General features: G+C 67.0%; 15 protein-coding genes. 4 read left to right on the top strand and 11 right to left on the bottom strand.

Going from position 1 to position 26,345, the window contains the following annotated elements:
* Positions 1-2: 2 nt before the first annotated feature.
* The 7 genes from GE073_RS08370 to GE073_RS08340 all read right to left on the bottom strand — a co-directional run bounded on the left by GE073_RS08370 (position 3) and on the right by GE073_RS08340 (position 9,853).
* A complete protein-coding gene (locus GE073_RS08370; protein ID WP_153783235.1) occupies positions 3-827 on the bottom strand; it encodes a carbohydrate ABC transporter permease in 825 nt (274 codons plus the stop codon).
* Positions 824-1,714, bottom strand: a complete 891-nt coding sequence (locus tag GE073_RS08365; RefSeq protein WP_153783234.1) for a carbohydrate ABC transporter permease — start codon at positions 1,712-1,714, stop codon at positions 824-826. The genes GE073_RS08370 and GE073_RS08365 overlap by 4 nt, the downstream gene beginning before the upstream one ends.
* Positions 1,715-1,796: 82 nt before the next feature.
* A complete protein-coding gene (locus tag GE073_RS08360; protein ID WP_101808879.1) occupies positions 1,797-3,086 on the bottom strand; it encodes an ABC transporter substrate-binding protein in 1,290 nt (429 codons plus the stop codon).
* Positions 3,087-3,277: 191 nt separating this feature from the next.
* Positions 3,278-5,053, bottom strand: coding sequence for a cache domain-containing sensor histidine kinase (locus GE073_RS08355; RefSeq protein ID WP_101808878.1), 1,776 nt, complete (start codon positions 5,051-5,053; stop codon positions 3,278-3,280).
* Positions 5,050-6,633: a response regulator transcription factor gene (locus tag GE073_RS08350; protein WP_101808877.1), complete on the bottom strand. Its 1,584-nt coding sequence runs from the start codon at positions 6,631-6,633 to the stop codon at positions 5,050-5,052. Before GE073_RS08350 ends, GE073_RS08355 begins: the two co-directional genes overlap by 4 nt.
* Before the next feature lie 230 nt (positions 6,634-6,863).
* Positions 6,864-8,843: a glycoside hydrolase family 127 protein gene (locus GE073_RS08345; RefSeq protein ID WP_153783233.1), complete on the bottom strand. Its 1,980-nt coding sequence runs from the start codon at positions 8,841-8,843 to the stop codon at positions 6,864-6,866.
* 179 nt (positions 8,844-9,022) lie between these two features.
* Positions 9,023-9,853: an amidohydrolase family protein gene (locus tag GE073_RS08340; protein WP_101808875.1), complete on the bottom strand. Its 831-nt coding sequence runs from the start codon at positions 9,851-9,853 to the stop codon at positions 9,023-9,025.
* 210 nt (positions 9,854-10,063) lie between these two features.
* On the opposite strand from GE073_RS08340, the gene GE073_RS08335 reads away from it, so the two are divergent.
* Positions 10,064-10,780 carry a glycosyltransferase gene (locus tag GE073_RS08335; protein WP_101808874.1) on the top strand — a complete coding sequence of 239 codons (717 nt, stop codon included), beginning with the start codon at positions 10,064-10,066 and terminating at the stop codon, positions 10,778-10,780.
* A 124-nt stretch (positions 10,781-10,904) separates the two neighbouring features.
* On the opposite strand, the gene GE073_RS08330 is transcribed toward GE073_RS08335, so the two are convergent.
* Positions 10,905-11,150 carry a DUF2164 domain-containing protein gene (locus GE073_RS08330; RefSeq protein ID WP_101808873.1) on the bottom strand — a complete coding sequence of 82 codons (246 nt, stop codon included), beginning with the start codon at positions 11,148-11,150 and terminating at the stop codon, positions 10,905-10,907.
* Positions 11,151-11,285: 135 nt separating this feature from the next.
* A complete protein-coding gene (locus GE073_RS08325) occupies positions 11,286-17,978 on the bottom strand; it encodes an S-layer homology domain-containing protein (protein WP_153783232.1) in 6,693 nt (2,230 codons plus the stop codon).
* A 157-nt stretch (positions 17,979-18,135) separates the two neighbouring features.
* On the opposite strand from GE073_RS08325, the gene GE073_RS08320 reads away from it, so the two are divergent.
* The 3 genes from GE073_RS08320 (at position 18,136) to GE073_RS08310 (ending at position 20,584) form a co-directional block, all read left to right on the top strand.
* Positions 18,136-19,038 carry a PhzF family phenazine biosynthesis isomerase gene (locus GE073_RS08320; RefSeq protein WP_153783231.1) on the top strand — a complete coding sequence of 301 codons (903 nt, stop codon included), beginning with the start codon at positions 18,136-18,138 and terminating at the stop codon, positions 19,036-19,038.
* A gap of 63 nt (positions 19,039-19,101) precedes the next feature.
* Complete coding sequence (locus GE073_RS08315; RefSeq protein WP_153783230.1) at positions 19,102-19,587, top strand: DinB family protein; 486 nt, start codon at positions 19,102-19,104, stop codon at positions 19,585-19,587.
* 82 nt (positions 19,588-19,669) lie between these two features.
* The gene (locus tag GE073_RS08310; RefSeq protein WP_028597763.1) at positions 19,670-20,584 is read left to right on the top strand and encodes an AraC family transcriptional regulator; all 915 of its coding nucleotides are present in this window, start codon (positions 19,670-19,672) and stop codon (positions 20,582-20,584) included.
* Between the two features lie 590 nt (positions 20,585-21,174).
* Here the strand turns inward: GE073_RS08310 and GE073_RS08305 are convergent.
* Complete coding sequence (locus GE073_RS08305; RefSeq protein WP_153783229.1) at positions 21,175-22,092, bottom strand: DMT family transporter; 918 nt, start codon at positions 22,090-22,092, stop codon at positions 21,175-21,177.
* A gap of 106 nt (positions 22,093-22,198) precedes the next feature.
* Positions 22,199-26,059, bottom strand: coding sequence for a glycosyltransferase family 39 protein (locus GE073_RS08300; protein WP_153783228.1), 3,861 nt, complete (start codon positions 26,057-26,059; stop codon positions 22,199-22,201).
* Between the last annotated feature and the right edge of the window lie 286 nt (positions 26,060-26,345).

Genomic DNA, 26,345 nt, shown 5'->3' with positions numbered 1-26,345 from the left:
GTTTACTTGACGGAACCGACCATTCCGGCGACGAAATGCTTTTGCATCAAGAAAAACACCAGCGCGGTCGGCAAGGTGGAAACGACGATCGCCGTCATGATGATGCCGTAATCCGGCGAATAGCTGGAGCCCAGATTCGAGATCAGCAGCGGAATCGTGCGCTTGTCAGGCGTCTGCAGCACGACGAGCGGCCACAAATAGTTGTTCCAGCTCGACATGAACGTGATGATGGCGCCTGCGGCGTAGCTTGTTTTCATCGTAGGCACATAGATCCGAAAAAACAAGCCCCATTCGCTCAGTCCGTCCATCCGCCCCGCCTCGAGCATGTCCTTCGGGAACATCTTGGAGCTCTGGCGGAAATAAAAGATCAGAAAGGCGGTCGTGAACGTCGGCAAAATGACCGAGGCGATCGTATTGATGCCGATGGCGGGCGCGAAGCCGGAGATGCCCGCGAACATCTGGAACAGCGGCACCATGATCGCGGCGAACGGAATCATCATCGAGAGCAGCAGGATGTTGAAGACGATGTCCTTCGCCTTGCTGCGGTAGATCTCGAAGCCGTATCCGGCGAGCGAGGCGATGAGCAGCGCCAGCAGCGTCGTCGTGACGGAAATCTTGGCGGAATTCCACATCGCCTGCCCGAGCTCGACCTGCTCCGTCAGGTTGCGGAAGTTGTTCAGCAGGTTCGAGCCGGGCAGCAGCCGGCCGCTGGAGACGTCGATCGACTTGTTCGTCGCGCTGGAGAGGATCCAGAGGAACGGGAAGATCGAGACGCCGGCCGCGAGAGTCAGGAACAAATAAATCGGCGTTCGTTTGAGCGATTTCATCGTTTATCACCTGCCGCTTTGAACTGGAGGATGGACAGCAGCACGATCAGAATGACGATCGTGTAGGAGACGGTAGCCGCATAGCCGAAGTCCGGGGTGTACTTGAAGCTCAGGTTGTAGATGTACTGGGAGATCGTCATCGTGGCGTTGCCCGGTCCGCCCTTGGTGATGTTCATGATCTCGTCGAACAGCTGCAGCGTGCCGATCGTCGACGTGATCGAGGTGAACAGGATGATCGGCTTCAGCATCGGCGTCGTGATGGAGAAGAACTGCCGCACCGGAGAAGCGCCGTCGATGCGCGCCGCCTCGTAGATGGAGGCGTCGATGTTCTGCAGCGCGGACAGGTAGAAGATCATGTTGTAGCCGGTCCAGCGCCAGGTGATGGCGATGATGATCGTAATTTTGGCCAGCACGGGATCGGTGATCCACTGCAGCGGCGCGTCGATCAGATGCAGCTTCAGCAGCGCCTGGTTGACGAGCCCTTCCGCGCCGAACAGGTACTTGAACACGACCGAGTAGGCGACGAGCGAGGTGATTGCGGGCAGGAAGATCGCCGTGCGGAAAAAGCCCTTGAAGCGCAGCTTGCTGTCGTTCAGCAGCACGGAGATGAACATCGCCAGCAGGATCATGACCGGAACCTGCACGATCAGGTACAGAAATGTATTTTTAAGCGCCGTCCAAAACACCGGATCGCTCGTCAGCCGCTTGTAGTTGTCGAGCCCGGTCCAGTCGATCCTGGCCCCGGTGCCGGACTTGAACGACAGCAGCAGCGCCTGGAGCATCGGGTAGAAATAAAAGAGGAGGATCATCAGCACCGCGACGGAGATGAACATCCATCCCGTCCAGCGGGGCTGAAGACGATTGCGGACGATGGCCGTTTGTTTCATCCTTAGGGCTCCTTTCTCGGGAAAAATGGACCGTGACGAAGCAAGCCGTCCTCGCGGACGGCCTGCTGACGGACGGATTCGGTTAGCCCAGCTGGGACTCCGCCTGGGACTGCGCGTCGCTCAGCACCTTGTCGAGGTCCGCGCCGCCCAGATAGCTCTGCATCGCGCTTACGAGGATGTCCTCGATCGCATACGTATGCATGCCGTAGTTGACTTGCGGAATCTTCTGCGTCCAGGCCGCGAAGTCGCTGACGATCTTCTGGCCGCCGAAATACGCATCTTCCTGGTTGTAGGCGTCGCCTTCGGTAGCCGCCTTCAGCGTGCCGATGACGCCGATATCCGTCACGAGCTTCTGATACAGCTCCGCGTCGGAGCCGAGCGTCTTGGCGAGGAACTCGGCCGCCTGCTCCTTGCCGTCGACGTTGAGCACGTACCAGGAGCTGCCGCCCAGGTTGGAGGCGTTGACCGAGGAAGCGGTATTTTTCAGCTTCGGCATCGGAACGACGGCCCATTGTCCGGACTGGGAAGCCTCGGCCTTGACCGACGGCGTGATCCAGTTGCCGGTCGGCACGGTCGCGACGTCGCCGGTGTTGAATCCGGCCAGGAACTGGCTCCAGTCGGAAATCATCTTGACGGTGTCGGACTCCATCAGCTTCTTGTAGGTCGCGAACGCGTCCTTCAGCGCCGCGTTGTCCTTCAGGTCCGGCGTCGTGCCGTCCTCAGCCGTGTACCAGGCTCCCGCCGACTGGATCATCATGCGGATGAGCCCGAGGTCGTTCGGATCCTGCGTCAGCATCGCCTTGCCGGTCTTTTCCTTCACGGCCTTGCCGATCTCGATGAACTGGTCCCAATCGATGTTCTGCAGGTCATCGACCGAATAGCCGGCTTGCTCCATCAGATCCTTGCGGACATAGAGCCCGGTCACGCCGGAGTCGAACGGCACGCCGTACTGCACGCCGTCCAGGCTCGTCGAGGAGAGCTTGTAGTCGGCGAAATCACCCGGCTTGATCAGGTCGGACATCTTGTAGAACGAGTCGGGATAAGCCTGCAGGAAGCTTTGCGCCCGGTAGTCCTCGATCAGCACGACGTTCGGCAGGCCGCTCGTCGTGCCGGAGTTGAGGCCCGTATTCAGCTTCTGGATGATGTCGGCCTGGGCGTACTCGATGATGTCGACGTTCACGTCCGGATTTTCGGCCGCATAGGCTTCCTTCGCCAGCTTCATCGCCGCGATGTTGAAGTTCGGATCCCATGCCCATACCGTGACTTTGCCGCCGCCCGAGCTTTGGCCCTCCTGACCGTCGTTGTTGCCGCTGGAGCAAGCCGTGAGCGCCATGACGCCGGCGAGCGCAGCGAATGCCATCTGTTTCTTCATCGTAAAAGGTCCCCCTTCGCATGCTTTCGGAAAGCGCTTGCCTTCACCAAAAATGGTATCAAACGCGGGCGTTCCTCCGGTAGGAATATCTTTGCCCCGTTTGGTCCTTTCAATGCCAATCTTTCGGGGAAGGGGGAGGAGGCGTTGTCTTTTTTAAAGCTTTTTGGATTATGTTTAGCTTGCGAGGCCGGTCAGCCTTCGGATTTTTCCGCGAACGGCAGCCGGACCTGCACCCTCGTGCCCTCGCCCGGCTTGCTGCGGATCGTCACGCCGTAGTCCTTGCCGTAGAGCAGCAGGATGCGGGCATGGACGTTGCGGATGCCGATGCCGCTGAACAGCTGGCGGTTGCTCTGCGAGTCGGGCAGGCTGTCCTGGCCGTCCTGCAGGTCCATGCCGTCGCCGTTGTCGACGATCTCGCACAGCAGCGATTCGCCTTCGCGGGCGACGATGACGTAGATGTAGCCGCTCTCCCTTTCCTTGAACGCATGGAAAAACGCGTTCTCCATGAACGGCTGCAGGATCAGCTTCGGCACCTCGGCCTGGAGGCAGTCCGGCGAGATGAAGTAGTCGACCGCGATGCCGCTGCCGTAGCGGATTCCGTTGATGAAGGCGTAATCCTTCAGGTTCTGCACCTCCTGCTCCACCGGGATCGTCTCCTCCACGTTGCCGATGGAGTTCTGCAGCAGCGAGATGAGCGCATGGATCGTCTCGGTCGCCTTCTGCTTATCCTCGCGCTGGACGAGGAAGTTGACGGAGGCGAGCGTGTTGTACAGGAAATGCGGATTGATCTGCCGCTGCAGGGCGGCCAGTTCGGCATTGCGCTGCTCGCGCTGGGTCTGCACGAGCTGCATGATGTAGGCGTTCAGCTCGTCGAGCATGTAGTTGAACGCCGTCCCGAGCTGGCGCGTCTCGTAGCTGCCGCTGACGGGCATGTAGTTGTGGAAGTTGCGCTTGGTCACGCTCGACATCTGCCGCACGAGCAGCCGCAGCGAGCGGGTGAGCCGGCGCGAGATGAGCAGCAGGATGAGCAGCGCCGCCGACACGATGGCCGCTCCGATGAGCACGATCTGCGTCACCGGCAGCATGTCGCGGACGAGCTTTTTGTCGACGAGGTTGACGATGTAGAAATCGTACTCGGGCAGATGCTGCGACACCATCAGCTGGCTGCCCTCTCCGCTCCCGATCGAGATCGAGTCCAGCCCCTCCGCGCGGATCCTCTCCGCTCCGGCGAGCAGGGCCGCGTCGCGGCTGCCGATGCGGCCGGTCAAGTTGCTCGACACGATCATGCCGTCGCGGTCGAGCACGAGCACGTCGTTGCCGGTGCTGGTGAACGTGCTGTAGAAGCGGCTGAAGTCGCGCTCCGGCAGCATGAAGAGCATCGTCCCGTACGGCAGTCCGGTCGTCCGCGAGATGAGCTTGCGGGAGGCGGTCAGGATCGGCTCGCCCGCCGTCCCGTCCTGCTCCAGCAGCAGCCGGTACGTCAGCCGGCTGGCGTTTTGCGGCTGCTCGGCCGCCAGCTCCTGGCGCTTCAGCGCGGCGGCCGACTTCGTCCAGTAGGAGCGGTCGCTGAAGTAGCTCCGCTCGCCGTCGCCGAGGATGATCGTGCCGACCTCGTTCTGGTCGAGGCCGGCGGCGATCCGCGTCATCTGCGCCACCATGGCGTAGTAGGCCTTGTTCTCGCTCAGCGAATTCCCTTCCTCCTCCGTCAGGAAGCTGCGGATCGTGCTGTTTTGCATCGCCTCGTTCGAAGCGGTCAGGATCGAATAATGGAACGACTCGAAATTGCGCTTGATCTGGCTGACGACCTTGGCGTTGGTCAGGCTGAACGTGTCGAGGAACAGCTGCTGCGACACATGCACCGTCACCCAGGAGGTCATGCCTCCGACGGCGATCGTGCTGATGACCATGATGATGAACATCTTGCCGAAAAGGCCGAGCCGAGACAGGCGGCCGCCCGCTTCCTTCATCGGAGGTCCTTCCCTTCCTGCGCCGATCGGCGGTACTGGCTCGGAGACTGGTCCATGTATTTTCGGAACACCTTGGTGAAGTAGCTGTTATCGGCGTAGCCGACGCGGGTGGCGATGTCCGCGATCGCGTCGTCAGTGTCCGCCAGCAGCCGGCATGCCTGCTCGATGCGCACGCGGTTGACGTACTCGCTGAAGCCCTCTTTATTGCGGCTGGCGAAGTAGTTGGACAGATACGACGGGTTGAAATGGAAATGCTGGGCGACGTCCGCCAGATGGAGCGGCTCGGCATAATGCTCGTGGATGTAGGCGAGCAGCTTCTGCATCGCCTGGCTGCCTCCGGGACGCTGGCGCGCGGCGACGCAGCCCTCGGCCTCGTCCAGGAAGCGCAGCAGCGTCCGCTCCGCTTCCTGCACGGATCGGGCTTCATGGATCTCGCGGAAATACTCGTACTTGCGCTCGTCGAGAGACGCGGCCGGATACTGATGGCGGAGCAGCGCCACGATCACATGGAACAGATGATGGCCGAGGAACGACTTGAGCTCCTGGACGCGCATGCCCTCGCAGCCTTCCATCGACGAGGCGAACTGCCGCAGCCGGGCGAACGCCGCCTCGAACTGCTGGCCGCCGAGCTCCGCCTCGAAGGCGGCGGCGTCGAAGGCCGAGCCGCCGCTCGCGGCGGCAGCCTGCGCCGGCGGCGCGAAGAAGCGCCGCTCCGGCCGGAAGAAGCGGCGCTCCATCAGCGCCGGCAGCTGCTCGATCGCCGCGTGCAGCCCGCCGAGCGAGCCGAACGCCGGGCCGAGCGCCCCGAGGACAGGCCAGCTTCCTTCGGCCGCCGACGCTTCGAGCCGCTCCAGCCAAGCCTCCAGCAGGGGCAGGTCCGCCGCGTCGAAATTGATCAGCGCCCTCACGAGGTCCCGCCCCTCCGCCAGCTCCGCCGCAGGCGCGAACCGGCCCGCTGCGGGCAGCTCGGCGAGATGGGCTTCGAGCCGCTCCTTCCACGCGGCCGTGCCGGCGGCGGGACTGTCGCCATCGAGCCTGGCGCCGAACACCGCATAGGAGCGATGGGGCAGCTGCTCCTGCAGCAGCCTCGCTCCGTCCATGCTGTCGCCGAGCGGAAAGCCGGCGGCCGCCTTGTCGAGCAAGGCGCGCAGCGACTGCTGCTTGGCTCCGCCGAGCCGGATGCCGCTCAGCTCGGGGATGCCGGCGGCCATTTTTTTCAGCGTCGCGAGCAGCTTGCCGGCATCGAGCTTCGGCTTGAGGATATAATCCTCGACGCCGCTCTGGAACGTGGAGCGCACGTAGTCGAACTCGCTGAAGCTGCTGAGCACGATCATGCGGATTTCCGGATGGCGGATGCGCACTTCCCGCGCGAGCTCCTCTCCGTCCATGACGGGCATGACGATATCGGTGATCAGGATATGCGGGGAGAGCCGTTCGATCAGCTCCAGCGCCTCCTTGCCGTTGGCGGCCTCGCCGACGATGCGGAAGCCCTCGCTCTCCCAGTCGAGCAGATGCTTGATGCCCTGGCGGGCCAGCAGCTCGTCATCCACGATCAATACGTTGCAGGTCAGTTCGCTCAAGCCGACGCCCCCTTTCTACGATGCTTGCGTTTTTTATTCGTCTATTCTAACGGACAAGCATGCTGACGTAAAACGAGGCTGGGCCGAGGCCTTCGAAGGAAGCGGACGATGCCGAGGCGGGCTTGCAAAAACGCCCCTGCTCTGGCCGCCGGAACGCAAAGAGGGCGCAGCCGATGCGGCTGCGCCCTCTGGTTACCCTGATTTTCGGTTCCGGCCGGCGGCAATCCGCCTCACACCCGGCTGAGCCGGATCCAGACGGCCATCTCGCCCGGCTCCCGGTTGCCCCACAGGAAGTACGGGACCGCCCTCAGCTCGGCCGCCACCGGCTCCGGCGCCTGGCCGAGCGGACGATACGGCTGGTCCGGATCCCATCCCGCCAGGTCCGCGCGGCGGCCGGCCGCCTCGAGGGAGACCGCGCCGCCCGGCAGCGCGGCGTCGAAGGTCGGGATCAGCTCGGTGTCGGGATCGATCGAGAGGGACGCGATCGGAGCGCCGTTGTCGACCTCCTCCAGGCAATAGACGAGCGGCCCGCGCTCGATCGCCGCCTTGCCCGCGTCGGCGCGGATCTCCGGATTGGCGGCGATCAGCCGCGCCTCCAGCCTCGGCTCCCATTCCACCACATCTCCGGCCGCCCAGACGCGGGTCAAGACCGCATAGCCGTCGACGGTCCGATACGCCGATTCGGCGCCGTTGATTTTCAGCAGCGCCTGCCCGGCGCACCAGGACGGGACGCGCAGCGCCAGCGAGACCGCCGTCTCCGGCGCTTCGGTCCACTCGAACCTCGTGCCGCCCTGCCAGGGCAGGAGCGACGTCTGGACGAACGCGGCCGTGCCGCTTTTCAGCTCGAACCGCGCCTCGCTGCCGATGAACAGATGCGCGTAGACAACGTCGTCCTCGGCGGACGCCGTGTACACATAATCATGCAGCGAGCAGAGCAGGCGGGCGACATTGGGCGGGCAGCAGGAGCAGCCGAACCATTTTTGGCGGACGGCCTTCACATGCCTGCGGTCGGGGCTGCCCTCGGACGCCTTGGGCCATACCTCCAGCGGATTGACGTAGAAATAATGCTTGCCGTCCTGGGACATGCTGCCGATCACGTTGTTGTACAGCGCGCGCTCCAGCACGTCGGCGTACTCGCTCTTCGGCTCCAGCTGCAGCATGCGGCGGGCAAAGAAGATGAGCCCGATCGACGCGCATGTCTCGGCGTAGACGGTGTCGTTCGGCAGATCGTAGTCGAACGAAAAGGCTTCGCCATGATGCGTCGAGCCGATGCCGCCGGTGATGTACATCTGCTTGCCGGTCATGTTGGCCCACAGGCGGCGGCAGGATTCGAGCAGCTCGGCGTCTCCGGTCAGCCCGGCCAGATCGGCCATCGCCGTGTACATGTACACCGCGCGCACGGCATGGCCGACCGCGACGTCCTGCTCGCGGACCGGCTTGTGCGCCTGGTTGTAGGCCATCTGGCGCACGCTCGGAATCGGCTGCTGCCTGCCCGTCCAGTGGCTGACGCCGTCCCTGCGCCCGCATTCCTCCACGAGGAAGTTCGGCTCCGCTCCGCGCTCGTCGATGAAGAACTTGGCGAGGTCGAGGTAGCGCCGCTCGCCCGTCGCGCCGTACAGCTTGACGAGCGCCAGCTCGATCTCCTGATGCCCGTCGTAGCCGCGCAGCTGGCCCTCCTCCCGGCCGAACACCGAGTCGATATGGTCGGCGAAGCGGGAGACGACGTCGAGCAGCCGGCGCTTGCCGGTGCCCTCGTAATAAGCGACGGCCGCTTCGATCATATGGCCGGCGCAATAGAGCTCATGCGCCTCGTACAGGTTCGTCCATCGCTTGCCCGGCTCCTTGATCGTGAAATACGTGTTCAGGTAGCCGTCCTCCTGCTGGGCCGCCGCGACCAGCTCGATCGCCTCGTCCGCGATCCGCTCCAGCTCGGGGTCCGGATGCGTGCCGAGCGCGTAGCCTACCGCCTCCAGCCATTTGGCGAGGTCGCTGTCCTGGAACACCATGCCGCCGAATTCCCCTTGCTCCTGGCCGGCCGCGATGCGGAAGTTCCGGATCGCATAGCTCGGCTCGGCATCGGCGATGCGGTCGTTAAGCGCTTCCCATTGATACGGAATGACGGTGTCCCGGACGAGCGCCGCATAGGCATCCCAAAATCCGTCCTTGATGCGCACGCGCTCTTTCGTTCCGGCGGCCGCTGCTTGCTTCATGCCATATCCCTCCAGGCAATTGATAGGATTCATTGCTTTTCCACCCTATTCTAGCCTTGGACAACAATTGGAACTAGGTGCAACCGAACACAAAAATGACAATATCCGACCCCGAACATACGGTCGCCTGCGGAGCGGAACGGCCGGAGCGGCGGGCCCGGCCAGAAGGCGGCGGGCGCTCACAGCTTGTAGAATTCCCTTGCGTTGCCTCCGAACAGCCGCGCCCTCTCCTCCGCTCCCCAATGCGCCGGGAGAGAGCTTTCCAGAACGTCCACGACCTGATCGTAGCTCGCCGCGAGCAGGCATACCGGCCAATCCGATCCGAACAGGACCCGTTCGGGACCGAATACGCTCAGCACATGCTCGACATAGCCGCGGAAATGCTCCGGGGTCCACGCCTGATGATCGGCCTCCGTCACCATGCCGGACAGCTTGCAATAAATCGCGGGATGCTCCGCCGCACGCGCGAGCTGCGCGGCCCATGGCTCGAACGCCTGCTCCGCGATGCGCGGCTTGCCGATATGGTCGACAACCCCCCGCAGTCCGGGGACGGCGTCGAGGAGCGCATTGAGGGCGTCCAGCTGAGTCGATTTTACGAGCAGGTCGACGGGCACGTCCTCCCGCGCGAGCTCCCGCAGCGCTTGCACGAACGAAGGCTCGAGCACGCGCGCCGCGTCCGGCATCTCCTGGATCATAATCCGGAAGCCGACGAATTTCGGATGACTGCGATAAGCCTCGTACCGCGCCCGATGCGAGGGATCGAACAGGTCCAGCCACCCGACGACGCCCAGGATGGACTCCGAGCGGTCGGCGAGGGAGAGCAGGTACTCCGTTTCCTCCGCCGTCGGAGCCGCCTGCACGACGATCGTCCCGTCCAATCCGTGCCGCTGCAGGCAGGGCTCCAGATCCTCCGGCAAATAATCCCGGTACAGCACCGGCAAGTCAGGCGTGATCCAGCCGTAATCCGTGCGGGACATCGTCCAATAATGCTGATGAGCATCGATGCGCATAAGGGTCCACTCCTTCTTCTACTTGTCTCTTCTGATTGTAACCGGATTCAATGAAAGCGGAATAACAGCGGCCCGCAAGTTTATTCCCGATTTTGATATGCGGCGGCGGCCGCAACTTGGGCGGCTCGCGCTCGTCATCTGTCCCTATCGCTTGCGCCGCGAGGCTCATAGGATAGAGGTGACAGCTTATCCAAAGAGGTGATGCCCGCTATGCTGCCGTTGGTCACGGTCGTCATACCGTTTTACAACTGCCCGTACATTCCGCAAGCGATCCAGAGCGTGCTCGACCAGTCCTATCCCTCGATCGAGCTCATCGTCGTCGACGACGGCTCGACCACGAACCAGCATCTGCTCGATCCGTACCGCCATCGCATCGTCTACTTGAGCAAGGCGAACGGCGGGACAGCCAGCGCGCTCAACTACGGGATGCAATGCGCGAGCGGACGATACGTCGCCTGGCTCAGCTCCGACGACCTGTTCACCCGCGACAAAGTGCTGAACCAGGTGTCCTACATGCTGGAGAAGAACGCCCAGTTCAGCTTCACGGACTTCCACACGATCAACGAGACCGGACAGATCACGCAGATGTGGAGCATGGTGAAATTCCCGACGGAAAAAGCGTTCATCGCCTCCATGCTCGACTTCTGTCCGGTCAACGGCTGCACGGTCATGATGCTGCGGGACCTCATCCAGAATGTCGGATGGTTCAATCCCGGCCTGCCTTACGCGCATGACTACGACCTGTGGGCGCGGATCGCGCTGAACGACGTCGGCATGCATTACTTGAACGAGCCGCTCACGCTGTACCGCCGCCATGCCGGCATGGGCACCGTCCAGCATTTGTCGCGCATCATGCCTGAGTTCGAGTCGCTCAAAGCCTACTACGCGCCGATGCTCCGCACGAAGCTCGCCCGCATGCCGGGCTGACCTGCGGCATTCGGGAGATTGCCGCAGGACGCAGATTCAAGCTGAAAAGGGACCCGCCAGCTGCGGGTCCCTTTTCGGCTTGCGCCCGCGAGCCGGGCTTCGCCGGGACGGACAACCCGGCCGCTCAGCGGATCGTGCGCTTGAGCGCGTGCAGGTCGTCCTCGACCTGCAGCATCCGCTGCCCCAGCAGCTTCAGCGCGTCCTCGACCCCTTTGTTGTACAGATGCGGAGCCAGCGCGGCGATCATATGGTCGAGCAGCGCTTCCGCGCCGATGGTTCCGAGCGGGAGGTCGAGCTCCCGGTCCGCGAAGTCTCGCAGCTGCTCCGCCAGCTCCTTTTTCTGCTCCAGCGGCAGCTTGATCGGCATCATGTCGGTTCCTCCTTTTTCCTTCGACAGGCTCCATTATAAAGCTTTGCCGCGCCAAGCAAAACGGGACCAAGCGGACGACGCTCCGCTTGGTCCCGAATGCTCGCTCTGACGCCGAAAGGCGGCCACCGCCGAGAGCTAGATCAGCTCCGCCAGCCGCAGCAGGCGGACCAGCACCGCAGCCGCCTCCGCGCGGGTGACGGCGCGGGCCGGCTCGAAGCGGCCGCCGAGGCCGGCCATCAGGCCGAGGCGGGACGCCTCGGCGACCGGCTCCGCCGCCCAGCGCGCGATCGCGTCCGCGTCGGCATAAGCCGGCGCGGCGGCGCTCGCCGCCGTCGAGCCTGGCGCCCCCGGCGCTCCGGCGGACGCTCCGGCCGCATCGGCCGAGGAGCGCAGCAGCTCTGCCGCCCGCGTCGCGAGCGCGGCGAGCTCCTGGCGGCGGACCGGCGCGTTCGGACGGAAGCGTCCGTCCGCGTCGCCCTGCGCGAGGCCTGCGGCCAGCGCCGCGCGCACCGCCGCGGCATGCCAGGCGCCGGCCGCTGCGTCGCGCGGCGCGTTCGCGCTGTCGCCGGGCGGCAGCTGCAGCGCGCGGACGAGCAGCGCGGTCAGCTCCGCGCGCGTGATGGCGCGCGCCGGCTCATAGCGGCCGCCGGCGCCTTGCGCCAGGCCGAGCCCGGCCAGGCGGCCGATGTCGGCCGCCGCCCAGTGGCCGGCCGTGTCGGCGAACGCCGGCGCCGTGCGCACGGCGGCGACAAACGCGCCTCCGCCTGCCGGAGCCGCCGACGCCTTGCCGTCTGCGAAGCTCGCCGGCAGCGCGGCTGCCGAGCCGTCCGGCGCGGCCAGCCTCAGCAGGGCGGTCGCGCCGGCTGCGGCGCCGAGGCTCAGCCGCGGCCGCTCGGCCGGGCGGAACGCCAGCGGCTGCGAGCCGCCCGCCCAGACGGCGGCGATGCTCAGCTCCGCCGCCGTGCCGGCCGGACGGAACCCGGCCGCGAGCGCCGCGCGGCGCAGCGCTGCCGCCGCGGCTTCATCCGCGTCGCCGAGCCGCAGCTCCAGCTCCAGCTCCGGCGTCGCGCCCGTCGCTGCCGTCGTCCGCAGCGCGCGCAGCAGCGCCGCCGGCTGCAGGCGCAGCTCGGCGCCTCCCGCCTGCACGAGCAGCTCCGGCTGCGGCTTGGCCGCGGCCGCGCGGGCGAGCGCGTCCAGGCTCAGCCGCAGGCTGCCGTCCGCTCCGAGCGGCAGTTGCGCCTGCGCCTTGCCTTCCGCGATGGCGGCCAGCAGCGCCATTTCCGCCGCATTCGCCGCTGCCGGCGTCGGCGTCGCGCTCGGGGTCGGCGTCGCGGACGGCCCGGCTCCCGTGCCCGGCGTCGGAGTCGGCGTCGCGCTCGGCGCAGGAGTCGGCGTCGCTGCCGCATCCGCCTCCTGCACCGTCAGCGTATACTTCCGCTCGTCGCCGCCGAGACGGACCGTCACCGTCGCCTGGCCGGCGGCCAGCGCGGTCAGGCGGCCGTCCGCATACGATGCGGCCGCGGCCGGCCAGACGGCGACGGACGCCTCGGCCGTCCGGTCCGCTCCGCCCGCATCCCGCACGGCCACTGCCGCCGATGCGCCGGCCTTCAGGACGAACCGCGCTCCCTGTCCGTCCGCCAGCTTGACCGAGAACGGCTTCGGCCGCGAGGCCAAGCCTTCGTTCCATTCCTCCAGCGACAGCCGGCCTGCCGGACCGGCCGCGGCATCGCTCATCCGCTCGCCGCGCACGATCAGGTTGTCGATCACCAGGCTGCCGGTCGGATAGCCCTGCTCGTTGTCCGTCTTCGTCTTGGCCGCCTCCAGCCCGTTCGTGCCCAAGCCGTCGAGCACGTTGTCCTGCAGCAGCACGGAGCCCAGCTCATGCGAGCCATGGACCGTGATGCCCGCATACGCGCTGTCCCGCGCCACGTTGTCCCGCACGACGACGCTGCCCGCGCCGCCGGCGAGGTCGGACTCGCCGGCGAACAGCCAGATCGCCCCGAGCGGAATGCCGTAGCCGCTGTCGAAGCTGCCGGCGCGCACGAGCGTGTTGCGCTCGACGACCGTCTCGCCGCCGAACGGCTCCGCGGCGAAGCGCGTCGAAACGGCGATGCCCGCTCCGTTCACGACCGTATCCTGGAGCAGATTGTCCTGGATGCGGTTGCCTTGGCCGCCGAACACGGCGATGTTGTCCGCCAGCCACGGCAGCGACACCGTGTTGAAGCGCGCCGTATTGTTCACGCTCGGCGTGCGCTCCGCTCCGTTCTGATCGGCTAGCTTCGGATCGGTGAACGACCACATCGCGATGCCGTCGTCGCCCGGATAGCGGATCTCGCTCTGCTCCATCAGGCTGTCCGAGGTGCCGACCGCGAAGTTGATGCCGTCCGCCAGCAGGTTGCGCAGCCGCAGCCCGGCCATGTAGAGCCCCTTCGTGCGGGCCTTCTCGCCGATCGGCTGCGTCAGCCAGAGCCCCGCCTTGGCATGCTCGACCCAGACGTTCTGGATGACCGAGCCGGGACCGAACGCGCCGTGGAACGCATTGTCGAACGCCTCGTCGTCGCGCTCCGCCACGCCGCCGTCGATGAACAGGTCGTAGACGCCGACCTTGCCGCCGTGGCCGTAGAAGCGCGCCCCGTTCAGCTCCGTATGCCAGACGCCCGCGCCGCGGATGACCGCGTCCCCGAGATCCAGCAGCTTGTCCGTAAAGTCAAAGCTGCCCGCCGGGAACCAGACGCCGGCCGCCGCGCCGCCTGCGGCCGCCTCCAGCGCGGCCGTCAAGGCGGCGGTGTCGTCCTGACCGTCGCCGGCGACCGCGCCGTAGTCCGTCACGGATACGAAGCCGTCCGGCTTGGCGTAAGCCGCGTCCGTCCGCTCCAGATCGACCCGGTCGAGCGCGTACGTCGCCGCGTCGTCCCCGGCGTCCTTTCTCAGCGTGATCAGCGCGCCGACCGGCACGTCGCCGATGACGGCGCGCGCCTCGTCGTAGAAGCGGTGGCCGCTGCCCTGGGCAGGATCGTTCGACCACGGATAGCTGCCGTACACCCACGAATTGCGGTTCGTCAGCGTCAGCTTCTGGCGGAACTGCCCGTCCACATAAAGCGAAAGCGTATGCTGGCGCTCCGAGCCGTCGAGCGTATCGGGGATGGAATAGCGCAGCACGAGCGCGTCCGCCGCCTCGGCGCTCGCGAACTCGACCTGGTCGCCCTGCTCGCGGAGCAGGACGGCCTCCCGGCCGGAAGCCTCCGAGGCGAGCGTGCGATGCAGGCGCGACGGGCCGATCCGCTCGCCCTTCGCCTCCATATGCTCCGCTTCATAGGAAACGTAAGCCGGCGTCGCGCCGCGATCATCCGGAGCGATGCCGCCCTCCACCGTCAGCGAGCGGAGCGTTCCCGCATCCGCCACGGAAACGACGTTGACGCCGCGGCGCAGCTCGGCCGTCCAGCCAGAGGCGGAGGCGATGCCGGCGGCCGGAAGGCCGTTGACCGCCAGCTTCAGCCCGGCCGCCTCCGGCGGCGCGCCGTCCCATGCGAGGCGGATCGCATAGGCCCCTGCCTCGGGAGCCGTGACCGCGAACTGCCGCATGCCTCCGGCTTGGAACGCCTTGTCCGCCGGGTAGACGACATCCGTCCGCACCGGCTCCAGCCTCCAGCGGGCAGCGGCTGCTCCCGCCTCATCCGAAAGGACAGGCGCCGCGCCATCCGCAGCCGCCAAATAACCGGCCGCCTGAACCGCCCGCAGCGTGCGGTAGCCGAGCCGCTCCTCCACGCTCCACTGCGCCTCGGCGGCGATCCCGCCTGCCGCCGTGCGCAGACCGCCGGCAGGCAGCAGCTCCGGCACGCCCGCCGCCGTCATCGCCAGGTAAGCGCCCGTCGCCTCGTTGCGCAGCAGCTGGCGGCCGTTCGTGTCCACGAGCCGCCAGCGCGCCGCGGCATCCTCCTCGCCCGCTGCCATCAGCTCGGGCCGGCCGCCGCGATCGGCGAGCCGCCTGTCCGGCACTCCGGCCGGGGCGATCGTGACCGCTTGCGCCGAAGCCAGCAGCGGCGTCGACGTCTCCGCGCTGCGCGGCTCCGCTGCCGCCGGCGGCTCCATCTCCGCCGGCGCCGGCTCGAGCTGCCAGCGCGCCGTCGACGCCGAATCGAGCGCCAGTCCATGCTCCGCATACCCGGCCCCGCTGCCGACATGCACGAATTCGTCGCTGAACTCGCCGTACAGGCTGCGCAGCAGCCAAGCGCCGCCGTCGGCCGTCTGCTCGGCCGCCCAGGCGGCCGCTTCCGGAGCATTCTCCCCTGCGGCGAGGCTTTCCAGGAACGGATAGTCGGCGTTCAAGCGGAGCAGATGGCCGCTCGCCCGGTTGCGGATGCTCCAGCCGCCGCTCTCCCGACGCTCGAGCGTCCAATGCGACGAGCCGTCCCGCTCGCTCGGACTGCCGTACAGCACGATGCCGGACGGATTCTCGTACAGCCAGCCTTGGCCGGACGCCGAGCGGATGCGCACCGGCTCCTGCGGCGGCTGCTTCGGCCCGCTGACCGCCGGCTCGGCGATGAAGCGCGCCGCGTCCCGCTCGCCGGCGCCGGCCGCCTTGCTCAGCCGGATCGCCGGCGAGCCGTCCGCAGCCTGTCCGGCGAGCAGATAATGCCCGGCCCAGCGGCTCTGGATCGTGGAGTAGACGGTATCCGCGACGGTGCTGACCGCCCATTTGACGCTGGCCCAGTCGGAGCCGACGGAAGCGAGCGTCTGCGGCGATTCCGCCGGCTCGTCGTCGGCCTCATGGCCCGCGATGTTCTCCAGCGCCGCATAACGGCCGCTGCCCTGATTTTTGAGCCGCACGACGCCCGCGGCGCCGGCGTCCTCCAGATACCAGATCGAGGCCGGGTCCGCAGCGTCCGCCGGCCCGTACGTCGCCTTGCCGACGGCAGCATCCGCTCCGGCCTGGACGTCGAGCAGATACTGGCCGTCCGTGCCGGCGATGCGGAACCGGAACAGCCGCTGCTTGTCCGGCACGACCGGCACGAAGCGCCAGCGCGGGCTCGACCAGCCGGGGTTGATGACGCCGTACTCGGCGTATTTCGTCAAGTTCTGGATGGACACGTACTTCAGCGGCCGCTCGCCGGGATGCTTGTCCCGCACGCTGCTCACGAGCATGTCGCCTTCGCCGGCATTGCGGATCGTCCAGACGTAGCCGCAGGAGCGCTCCTCGCCCGGCGTCAGCGCCGCCAGCCCGATCCGGCCGCCGTATTCGGCGCCGAGACGGACATGATGGCCGGTCGCCCGGTTCTCGATCAGCTTGCGCCCCTCGAACTTGTGGACGACCCACTGATCCCGGCCGTCCGCGCGCGCGTTGCCGTACTTGAGCAGGCCGTCCTCCGATTCGTACAGGTAAAAGCGGTTGTCCGGCCCCCAGGCGTTCTGGATGCGGAGGTAGACCGGTCCGTCGCCCGCCGGCAGCGTATTCGGATCGGCCAGCTGCCACTGCGAGCCGAGCGAGGCGGCGTCGCCGCTGATCGCCGCCATGCCGTCCTCCCCGCCAGCCACATAGGCCGCCTCGCCCGAGGCGCTGCCGATCGTCACGTAGTCGTCGTACTCGTCGGACTCCGTGAACGCCCATGTCGAGCCGTCTCCGTGAGCCGCCTGCGCCGCGAGCGACACGCCGGACGCGCCGCCGCGAACGATGTAGCGCCCGCTGTCCGCGCTCCGCAGCCGCTTCGCGCCGTCGTAGTCCTCGACCAGCCACAGCGAGGCGGCTTCGTTGCCGAGCGCCTCCGATACGGCTCCATGCCTCAGCTCGCCGCCCTGCTCATAGAGGAAGTCCGTCGGCCGCTGCGCGTCCGTGTAGGCCGCGAGGCGCACCGGCTCGATCTCGCTGAGCGGGACCGCCCGCCAATGCGCAGTCGGATTGCCCTTGCCGCCCGGCCAGCCGTTCGAGCGCACGTCCGTATCGTCCGGAAACTGCGCGTTCAGCAGGCTGCCGGACGCCTGGACGTTCTCCAGCGTAAACCAGCCGTCGTCCGCGGCCTCCTGCTTCCAGAGCGTCAGGCCGGGCGTCGCGCCGTCCCGCTCGCCCGTCCGCACGGCCGCCCAATCCGGATCGCGCTGCACGATATAGCGCCCGGAGCCGACGTTGCGGATCGCGACCGCGCCGCTGGCCGCATCCGGCTCCAGCATCCACTGGGAGGCCCGGTCCGTCGCCGGCCGCGCCGCGAAGCCGACGGTCAGCTCCCCGTCCTTCGCCGCATATTCCACCATGACCTGCCCCGGATGGCTGCGGGACTCCAGCTGCACCGGCTGCGGCGCGTCCAGCGGCACGAACGTCCACTTCGGACTGTCGAAGCCGAGGTTCACGTCCGAGCCGAGCTCCGCCCAGCCGAGCTGCCGCTCCTCGTGGATCGCGCGCTTGCCCGCCGGGTCCGCCGCGCTGACGAGGTTGTAGTAGTCTCGCGTCGCGGTCGGCATGATGCGCCAGCGCTCCTCCGCTCCCGGCGCGCCGGTCTCCTTCGCCTGCAGCGCGGCGCCGAGCTCGCCCGCTCCCGCCGCCGTGACGACGTGGCCGGTGCGGACGTTGCGCAGCAGAGCGCCGCCTTCCTGCCATTCGACCGTCCAGTGCGAGGACTCGTCGGACGGATTCGTCTTGCCGTAGCGCACCTTGCCGTCCGAGCCCTCGTACAGATAGTTGCTTTTCCACAAGTTCTTGATGCGCACCTTGCCCTGCGGCAGCTCCGGCTGCGCGCTGTCCGCCGCCATCGCGGCTCCCGCCAGCGCCGGCAGGCTGCCGATCCAGAGCAGTAGCGCCAGCAGCGACATCGCGACCGGCTTCCACCTCGTTCGATTCATCGATTGACCCCCTTGATTGTCCACAGATTCTCTTTCAGTGTAGGGTGCAACCGCTTCCATGTTCGAGGTGCGCTTTTATCGCAAGCAGGTGTTTTTCTACGAATCTTCCTTGCTCCTCCAGCCGCCGTGCTATAATGCGGGAAAAAGGAGGGACGTCATGATCGCCGAAACGGCCGTTCTTCATTACGACGCTTTTGCCGACGAGCCCGGCAAAGGCAATCCCGGAGGCGTCGTGCTCCAAGCCGAAGCCTTGACGGACGGGCAGATGCTCGATCTAGCCGCGCGCGTCGGCTTTAACGAGACCTGCTTCGTGCTGCCCTCGGAGCGCGCCGACTTCCGCATCCGCTACTTCACGCCCGGACATGAGATGGATCTGTGCGGCCACGGCACGACGGCCTGTCTCGCCGCGCTGGCAGCCGCCGGCCGCCTGGACGGCCTGGACACGCTCACCGTCGAGACGCTGGCCGGCGTGCTCCCGATCCGCGTCGAGCGCGACGCCGACAGCGGCAAGCCGAGCTTCGTCATGCGCCAAGCCGCGCCGCAGTTCCGGCCGTTCGGCGGCTCGCGCGCGGAGCTTGCGGACGCCATCGGGCTGGCGGAGCAGGACCTGCATCCCGATCTGCCGATCGTCTACGGCAGCACGGGCATCTGGACGCTGTGCGTGCCTGTGCGCGGACTGGCCGCCTGCGCCCGCATGCGGCCGGACAACCGCCGGTTCCCGGAGCTGCTGGCCGAGCTCCCGCGCGCCTCGCTCCATCCGTTCTGCCTGGAGACCGTCCATGCGGACGCCCGCCTCCACGCCCGCCACTTCTCCTCCCCGTACTCCGGCACGGTCGAGGATCCCGTCACCGGCACCGCCTCCGGCGTGCTCGGCGCTTACTGGGACCGCTGCATCGCCGCGGCGCCGCCGGAAGGGCTGCGCTTGACCGTCGAGCAAGGCCGAGAAGTCGGCCGCGACGGCAAGGTCCATGTCAGAGTCGTCCCGCGCGGCGGCGAGCGGGAGGTCGAGATCCGCGGCTCCGCCGTATTCGTGCGGGAGTGGAGCTTGCCGGCGCTTTAGCCCGAGGACGCTCCGTCTCGCGCCCCATCCGACTCATTTCTCGATAAAAAGGAGACTGAACCTATGACCCGATCCGATTCCGCAATCTTCGCCCAGCTCGACGCCGTGCGATCGCTCACCGTCCGGCAGCTCGAGGATCTGACGCCGCTGCAGGGCGACCTCATCCCGTCCGGCTTCCGCAACTCCATCCGCTGGAACGCCGGCCATCTCGTCGCCGTGCTGGAGCGCTTCGCCTTCAAGGCGCCGGCGCTGCCGTCGCCGCTGCCGGCTTCGTTCCGCACGCAGTTCGACTTCGGCAGCTCGCCGGCATCCTGGATGGACCAGGAGGAGCCCGTGCCGGCGCTCGAGGAGCTGCTCGAGCTGCTGCGCGAGCAGCCCGGACGGGTGCAGGACGCGCTCGCCGGACGCCTCGACGAGCCGGTCGAGCCGTATACGACGTCGACCGGCATCCTGCTGACGACGCCGCGCGAATTCCTCTCGCTCGCCCTCTACCACGAAGGGCTGCACATGAGCGTCATCAAGCTGTACCGCCGGCTGCTCGGGCTGTGAGCAGCGGTCCGCGAGGAGCAGTCTAAGACAGGCTGACGGCGGCGAAACCCGATACAATCAGCAAGGAAGGAGGCGCGAAGCCGTGGATTGGCTGACCCGAATGAACGACACGCTCGACCGGATCGAACGGCTGCTGGACGGACGCCTCGACGTGGAGGCGCTGGCGCGGGACGCCTACTCGTCGCCGTTTCACTTTCAGCGCATGTTCCATGCTCTGACCGGCTATCCGCTGGGCGAGTACGTGCGGCGCCGGCGGCTCACGAGAGCGGCGCAGGAGCTGGCCGCGAGCGGGATCAAGGTCGTCGATGTCGCGCTCAAGTACGGCTACGAGTCGCCGGAGGCGTTCGCCAAGGCGTTCCGCAAGACGCATGGCGTCACGCCGACGATGGCCCGCCAGCCCGGCTGCCGCCTGGTCGCCTTTCCGAAGCTGCGCTTCCATCTATCGCTGAAGGGAGAAATGGAAATGAACTATCGGATCGAGAAAAGAGACCGCTTCACGATTGCCGGAGCATCGATCGTCGTCAGCTGCGAGAACGGCGAGAACTTCCGGCGCATCCCGCAGTTCTGGCAAGAGAGCGGGCCGAACGGCACGATCGATCGTGTGCTGAAGCTCCAGCCGGGCCAGCCGCTGATCGGCGCCTGCACGGACTTCCGCATGATCGACGGCACGGCTAGCGACAAGGACGAGACGGAGCGGTTCCGCTACATGATCGCCGTGGAAGCTCCTGCCGGGACGGTGCCGGCGCCGTTCGAGCATGCCGGCGCCGAGTTCGTCGAGCGCGAGGTGCCCGCCTCCACGTGGGCCGTCTTCACCGCGGCCGGGCCGCTGCCGGAGTCGGTGCAGAGCGTCACGAAGCGCATCTTCTCGGAGTGGTTCCCGTCCACCGGCTACGAGCACGCGGGCGGCCCGGAGCTGGAGCTGTACCTGGAGGACGGCGGTCCCGATACGGACGCCGTGACCGAGATCTGGGTGCCGGTGAAGCTGACGTCGTCGTAATCGTTCCAAGCAAAAAGGCCAGCACACGGCATCCGTGCGCTGGCCTTTTTGCATGGGAGCGTGCGCCGACCGCGCCGGCCGCGCGGGCTACGCGCGGTTTTCACGCGCGTAGGCTTCGCTGGCGCGACGGCCGCGCGGGCTACGCACGGTTTTTACGCGCGTAGGCTTCGCCTGCGCGCCGGCCGCGCGGGCTACGCGCGGTTTTCACGCGCGTAGGCTTCGCTGGCGCGACGGTCGCGCGGGCTACGCGCGGTTTTCACGCGCGTAGGCTTCGCTGGCGCGCCGGCCGCGCGGGCTACGCGCGGTTTTTCTGCGCGTGGGCGTCATCTCCTCGCACCACCTGCACGCCGCACGACGGTACTCTCGACCCCGTCGTCGTCTCCTCGCACCACCTGCACGCCGCACGACGGTACTCTCGACCCCGTCATCGCCTCCTCGCACCGCCTGCACGCCGCACGACGGTACTCTCGACCCCGTCATCGCCTCCTCGCACCGCCTGCACGCCGCACGGTACGAGTGCAAGAAAAAAGGACGGAGCCAAGATCTTTTCATAGACCTTGGCTCTGTCCCTATGACTCCTTATCTTCCAGCTACTCCCGCTGCGCCCCGTCGACGCCGCTTCGAGCCGGCGCTGACGCCGGACGGGAAGGCCTCGTCGCCAGGAATACGCCGGCGAGGATGATCGCGAGCCCGGCGAGCAAGTTCCAGCGCAGCTCCTCGCCCAGCAGCAGGAAGCCCCACAGAATCGCTGTCGCCGGCACCAGGTAGGTAACCATCGTGGCGAGCTCCGGGCTTCCCTTTTGAATCAGGAAATAGAACAGGATGTAGGCGATCCCGGAGCCGAATACGCCGAGGCCGACGAGCGCCCCGAGGAACGGTCCCGACCCGAGCGCTTCCACCGGCAGCGGATCGCGGACGAGCGCGATCGCGCCGCAGGAGACGGTCGCCACGAGCAGCGTGCCGAAGGTCGACTGGTACATCGTCAGTCCGCTCAGCCGCTTGGACAGCTGCGAGCCGATGCCGTAGCAGAGCGTCGCGCCCATCATGCACAGGAAGCCGAAGCCGTCGACCGAAATGATCGTCGCCGGATTGACGCCGAGCAGCACGAGGATGCCGGCGAGCGAGACGAGGATGCCTCCCCACTGCTTCGGCCCCGGCTTGCCGGCGAAAAAAAGCGCCCCGACGACGAGCGTCCAAAGCGGCGTCGTCGCGTTGAGCACCGAGGCGACGCTGCTCGTCAGCCTCGTCTCGCTGAGCGGGATGAGCGCCCACGGCACCGTCGTGTTGAACGTCGCCATGACGGCCATCGGCAGCCAAGGCAGCGAGCGCAGCGAGAACGGCTGCCGCAGCGCAAGCATGACGGCGGTGATGGCGACGAGCCCTGCGCCGGCGCGGAGGAAGGCGATCATCCACGGCCCGGCCTCCTCCAGCAGAATCTTGATGAAGAAAAACGAGCCTCCCCAAATGAGGCTGAGCGTTACGAGCGCGGCCGCGAGCGGCTTGGTCATGGCAATTCCCTTCCTTTCTGTTTCAATCGCAGCAAAAGGCAAAAGGACGAAGCGGCAGGCGCTTCGTCCTTTTGCCTTTTGCCTTGTCGGCGGAGTCCTTTCTCCGTCAGGAGAAGAACGTCCAGCTGCCGAACCACTTGAGGAAATGCTCCGCATAGCTGCGGCTGATCGTGAGGCCGGTCAGCACCGGATAGAACATCGCCAGCAGCGCGGCCGCAATGCCCACATACAGTCCCGTCGCCAGGTTCGCCGATCTTCGGTCCATCTTCTCCGGCAGGCGGATCAGCACGTACACGATGCACAGGATGAGGAACGGCACCGTCGCGTAGTAGTGGTAGATGAACGTCAGGCGCGGAATGCCGACCCACGGCAGGTACTGCGAGAGCAGCCCGATCGTAATGACGAGCAGCGCGCGGCTGCGTCTTTTCCAGGCGGCCGCGAAGGCAGCTAGCGCGCACGGAATGCCGGCCCACCAGATGAGCGGGTTGCCGAGGCTCATGATGCTGGCGATCTGGCCCTCGGCCAGGCCGGAGCCGCCGTAGTACCAGATCGGCCGGCGGATGATCGGCCACTCCCACCAGGTCGAGGCGAACGGATGCGTCGCCACGAGCTTGGAATGGTAGTCGTACATGAACTTCTGGAACTCGATGACGTTGCGCAGGCCGTGGCCCGGCCCCGGCACGAGCATGAACGGGATGTACGTCAGCGCGTAGACGACGGCGGGCACGGCGACGAAGAACAGCAAGCCCGCGCCGATCAGCTTCGCCGGCACGCGGCTTTCCGCGGCCGCCGCCTCCGCTCCGCGCGGAATTCCTGCGCCGCCGCGAGCCGCGTCCGCTCCGCGCGAAGCCCCGGACACGCCTGTCGCTCCCTCGCGCGAAGCCTTCCACCGCCGGTACATCGAGCCGAAGAACAGGACGGCCAGGCCTGCGCCGGAGTAGACGCCGACCCATTTGACCGACGCTCCGAGCCCGAAGAAGACGCCGGACAGCGCGAACGCCTGCAGCGCCGGCCACAGCCTCGCTCCGACGACGTTGCGCTGCAGGAACCGGTTCATGAAGTGGTAGCTGAGGAGGATGAACAGGACGGCGTACGTATCGACCGTGCCGATCCGCGACTGCACGAGCGGCATGAAGTCGAGCAGGATGAGCGAGGCGGCCAGCAGGCCGGCCTTGCGCGAGTTGAACAAGCCCCGCGCCAGCGCGTACATCGCCGGGATGAGCAGCAGCCCCGCCAGTCCTCCCATCACCCGCCAGCCGAACGGATTCATGCCGAAGATCGAGACGCCCGCCATGATGATGACCTTGCCGAGCGGCGGATGCGTCGTCTCGTACGGCTCGATCCGATGCAGATGCTCGAACGCCGTGCGCGCGTGGTAGATCTCGTCGAAGTACATGCTGTTCTTGTACGAAGGCTTCGCCGGCACGAGCGACTGCTCGTCGAACAGCGGCGAGCCGCCCGTATCCAGCAGCGGCATCGTGCGGCCGTCGGCGTCGATCACTCCCGCTTCGTACAGGACGACGCCCGGCGTGCCGGTGATGCGCACCGCCTGGATCGTCTGTCCGCCGATGCCGATCGACTTCCACTGGAAGACGGTGCCGCCGTCGAGCTTCTGCTCGGCCGGAGCGCCGAACGTCGTGCCGTCCGCGGACAAGGCGACCTGCACCGTGCCGCTGCCGATGCCGGCGTACAGCATGACATGATCGGCCGGCTGCGGACCTCCCTCGAGCTGCACCGTCACCTCATGGCTGGCCTGCGTCGGCGCCCACGGCGTGGACGGCGCCTTGGCGTCGCCGAGCTGCCAGAACATGAGGATGGCGTAGACGGCGACCAGGCCCGCGATCGGCAGCCATTCCTTGCGCCGTGATATGCGGGTCGTGTCCTCGTACGGCTCGGGACCGGACGGCTCGTTCGCGGAAGCCGCGGAGCCGGCTGCCCGCTGTGGCGCAGGCGCGTCCGGCAGCTTCCACGCGCCGCCGGCGGCCAGCGCCAGCGATCCGTACGAGCGGCCGCGGACGAGCTGGACGACCAGATGGACGAGCGCCGCGCCGGCGAGCAGCTGGAGCAGCGATACCGTCACCATGAGGCCGTCGCCGTTGGCCCGGTAGAAGCTCTGCTCGATCGCGTCCCGCAGCACCGGCGCCGTATTCGCCAGCACCGTGAGCGTCAGCGCGCCGTACAACGCGAGCAGCCGCTTGCTGCCGGAGACGATGAACGCCGCCAGCGCGAACGCGAGCGCGGGATATAGGTAGCGCTCATGCATGCCGGTCTTCAGCAGGAAGACGAGCAGGGCTCCGGCGAAGGCCGCCAGATAAAGCCCTTCGCGGCCTTTTTTCCAGCAGATCAGCCCCATCGCCACGAGCGCGGCGAGCGCCCCGACGTTGCCCCATGCCGAGAGCTCCAGGCCGAGCCAGGTGCGGGTCGTCTCGATGCCGTTGTAGCCGAGCAGCCCGTACAGGTTGAAGGCGTTGAGCGTGGCGTAAGGGTAGGAAGCGAACATGTTGCCGTAATGCTCGATGATCCAGCCCGGCTCCCTGCCGATCGCGAACGGCAGGAGCAGCAGCAGCGCGCTGCCGATGCCGGCCCCGGCGGCCTTGAGCCAATCGGCCGGCCGGCGGCTCGAGAGCAGCGCGAACAGCAGCAGCGGCAGGAAAAGCACCGCCTGCGGCTTGACGAGCACGGCGACGGCGAGCCAAGCCGCGCCGGAGGCGTAGCGGCTCGACGTCAGCGCACGCACGGCCAGCAGCACGAGCAGCGTCATGACGGAATCGACCTGCGCCCACAGGGCGGAGTCGAGCCAGACGGCCGGGCTGAACACGTACAGCGCCGCCAGAAACGCGCTCAGCCTCGTGCCGAAGCGGCGGCGGGCCAGATCGTACAGCAGCCAGCCGGCGGCGAGATCCGCGAGCAGCGCCGGCAGCTTGACGAGCAGGATCTCGGGTCCGGCTCCGAAGCCGAGTCCCAGCGCGCTTTTGAGCATCCCCAGCACCCACAGGACGTAGATGTAGCCCGGCGGATAGTCCGCGAACACGCCGTCCTCGAAAAATCCGTTCAAGCCCGTCTCGTACGCCCGCTGCGCCCATAGGCTGAAGTCGGTGTAGTCGACGGGATGGCCCTGCATCGTCGGCGCGAGCAGCAGCCGCAGCAGCAGGCCGGCTCCCAGCACGAGCCAGATCGCGCGGCCGGAGCGGCCCGGCTCCGGCTGCCGCCGCAGCTCCGCGGCCAAGCCGGCGGAGACGCGGCGGCCGAAGATCGCGCTCCAGCCGATGTACAGCGCCGCCGCGAAGGCGATGCCGCCGATGATCGCCAGCGGCATGAGGAAGCCCGGCGCGCCGGCGCCGGCGGAGGAATCGCCGCCCGAGCCCGGCGCTACGGTCGACGGATCGAACGAAACGGCGTTCGCCGCCGCTTCTCCCTCGACCTCGACGAGCGAGACGGCGGCGAAATCGGCCGTGCCGGTCGTCTCGCTGCCGTAGCCGCCGAGACGAAGGGCGACGTCGAGCTCCTGCTGCTCGGGACCGGTCCGTCCGTACAGCTCGACCTGCTGCCAGACGCCCGCGGTATCGAATGCCGGCGCGGACGTGTCCAGCACGCCGAGCACGGACAGGTTCGCGCCGGCCGAGCCGGACGGCACGCCGGATGCGCGGATCATGCCGCTGAGCTTGTACAGCGTGTCCGGCTTGACCGCGACCTTTTGCAGCCAGCGGGCGTCGTTCGGCTGCTGGCTCGCGACCCGGACGTAATGCGCGGGATCGGAGCCGCTGCCCTGCTCCAGCGTCCATGCCGTCACCGATTCGTCGAGCTTGTAGCCGTCTTTGGTCCAGCCTTGCGGCAGCCCGTCCTGGGACGCCTCGAAGCTGCCGTTGACGATCAGCTCCGTCGCGGCATAGGCCGGAGGCCGGCCGGCCAGCGCCATGATGGCGACCAGCAGGATCGCCAAGGCCGGGCGTATGTATGTAAGCTTCACTTCGTCCTACCATCCTCTCCTGGCTGCATGACTTCTACCAGATTAGCATACCGGACCCGCTTGCGACACCCTCAAAAGACGCAGCTTCCGAGCGGATTCGATCTCTTTCACCTTTGCAGGAGAGGAAGGCCGGGCGCAAGGGGAAATTTATCGGCGCGCAGGAGGAAAAACGGCTGCCGGATGCCGCTTCGCTGCCGAAAGGCCGCTCCGGAATAGGAAAAAGGACGGGCCTCGCTCAAGGCCGCGTCCTTTTCTCGTTTTTTTGTAAATGGAGACCGTGCCGAGG

It is taken from the genome of Paenibacillus sp. B01, assembly GCF_009649995.1.
In the GTDB taxonomy this organism is placed as follows: domain Bacteria; phylum Bacillota; class Bacilli; order Paenibacillales; family Paenibacillaceae; genus Paenibacillus_O; species Paenibacillus_O pasadenensis.
This window is presented reverse-complemented; position numbering and strand designations above follow the sequence as displayed.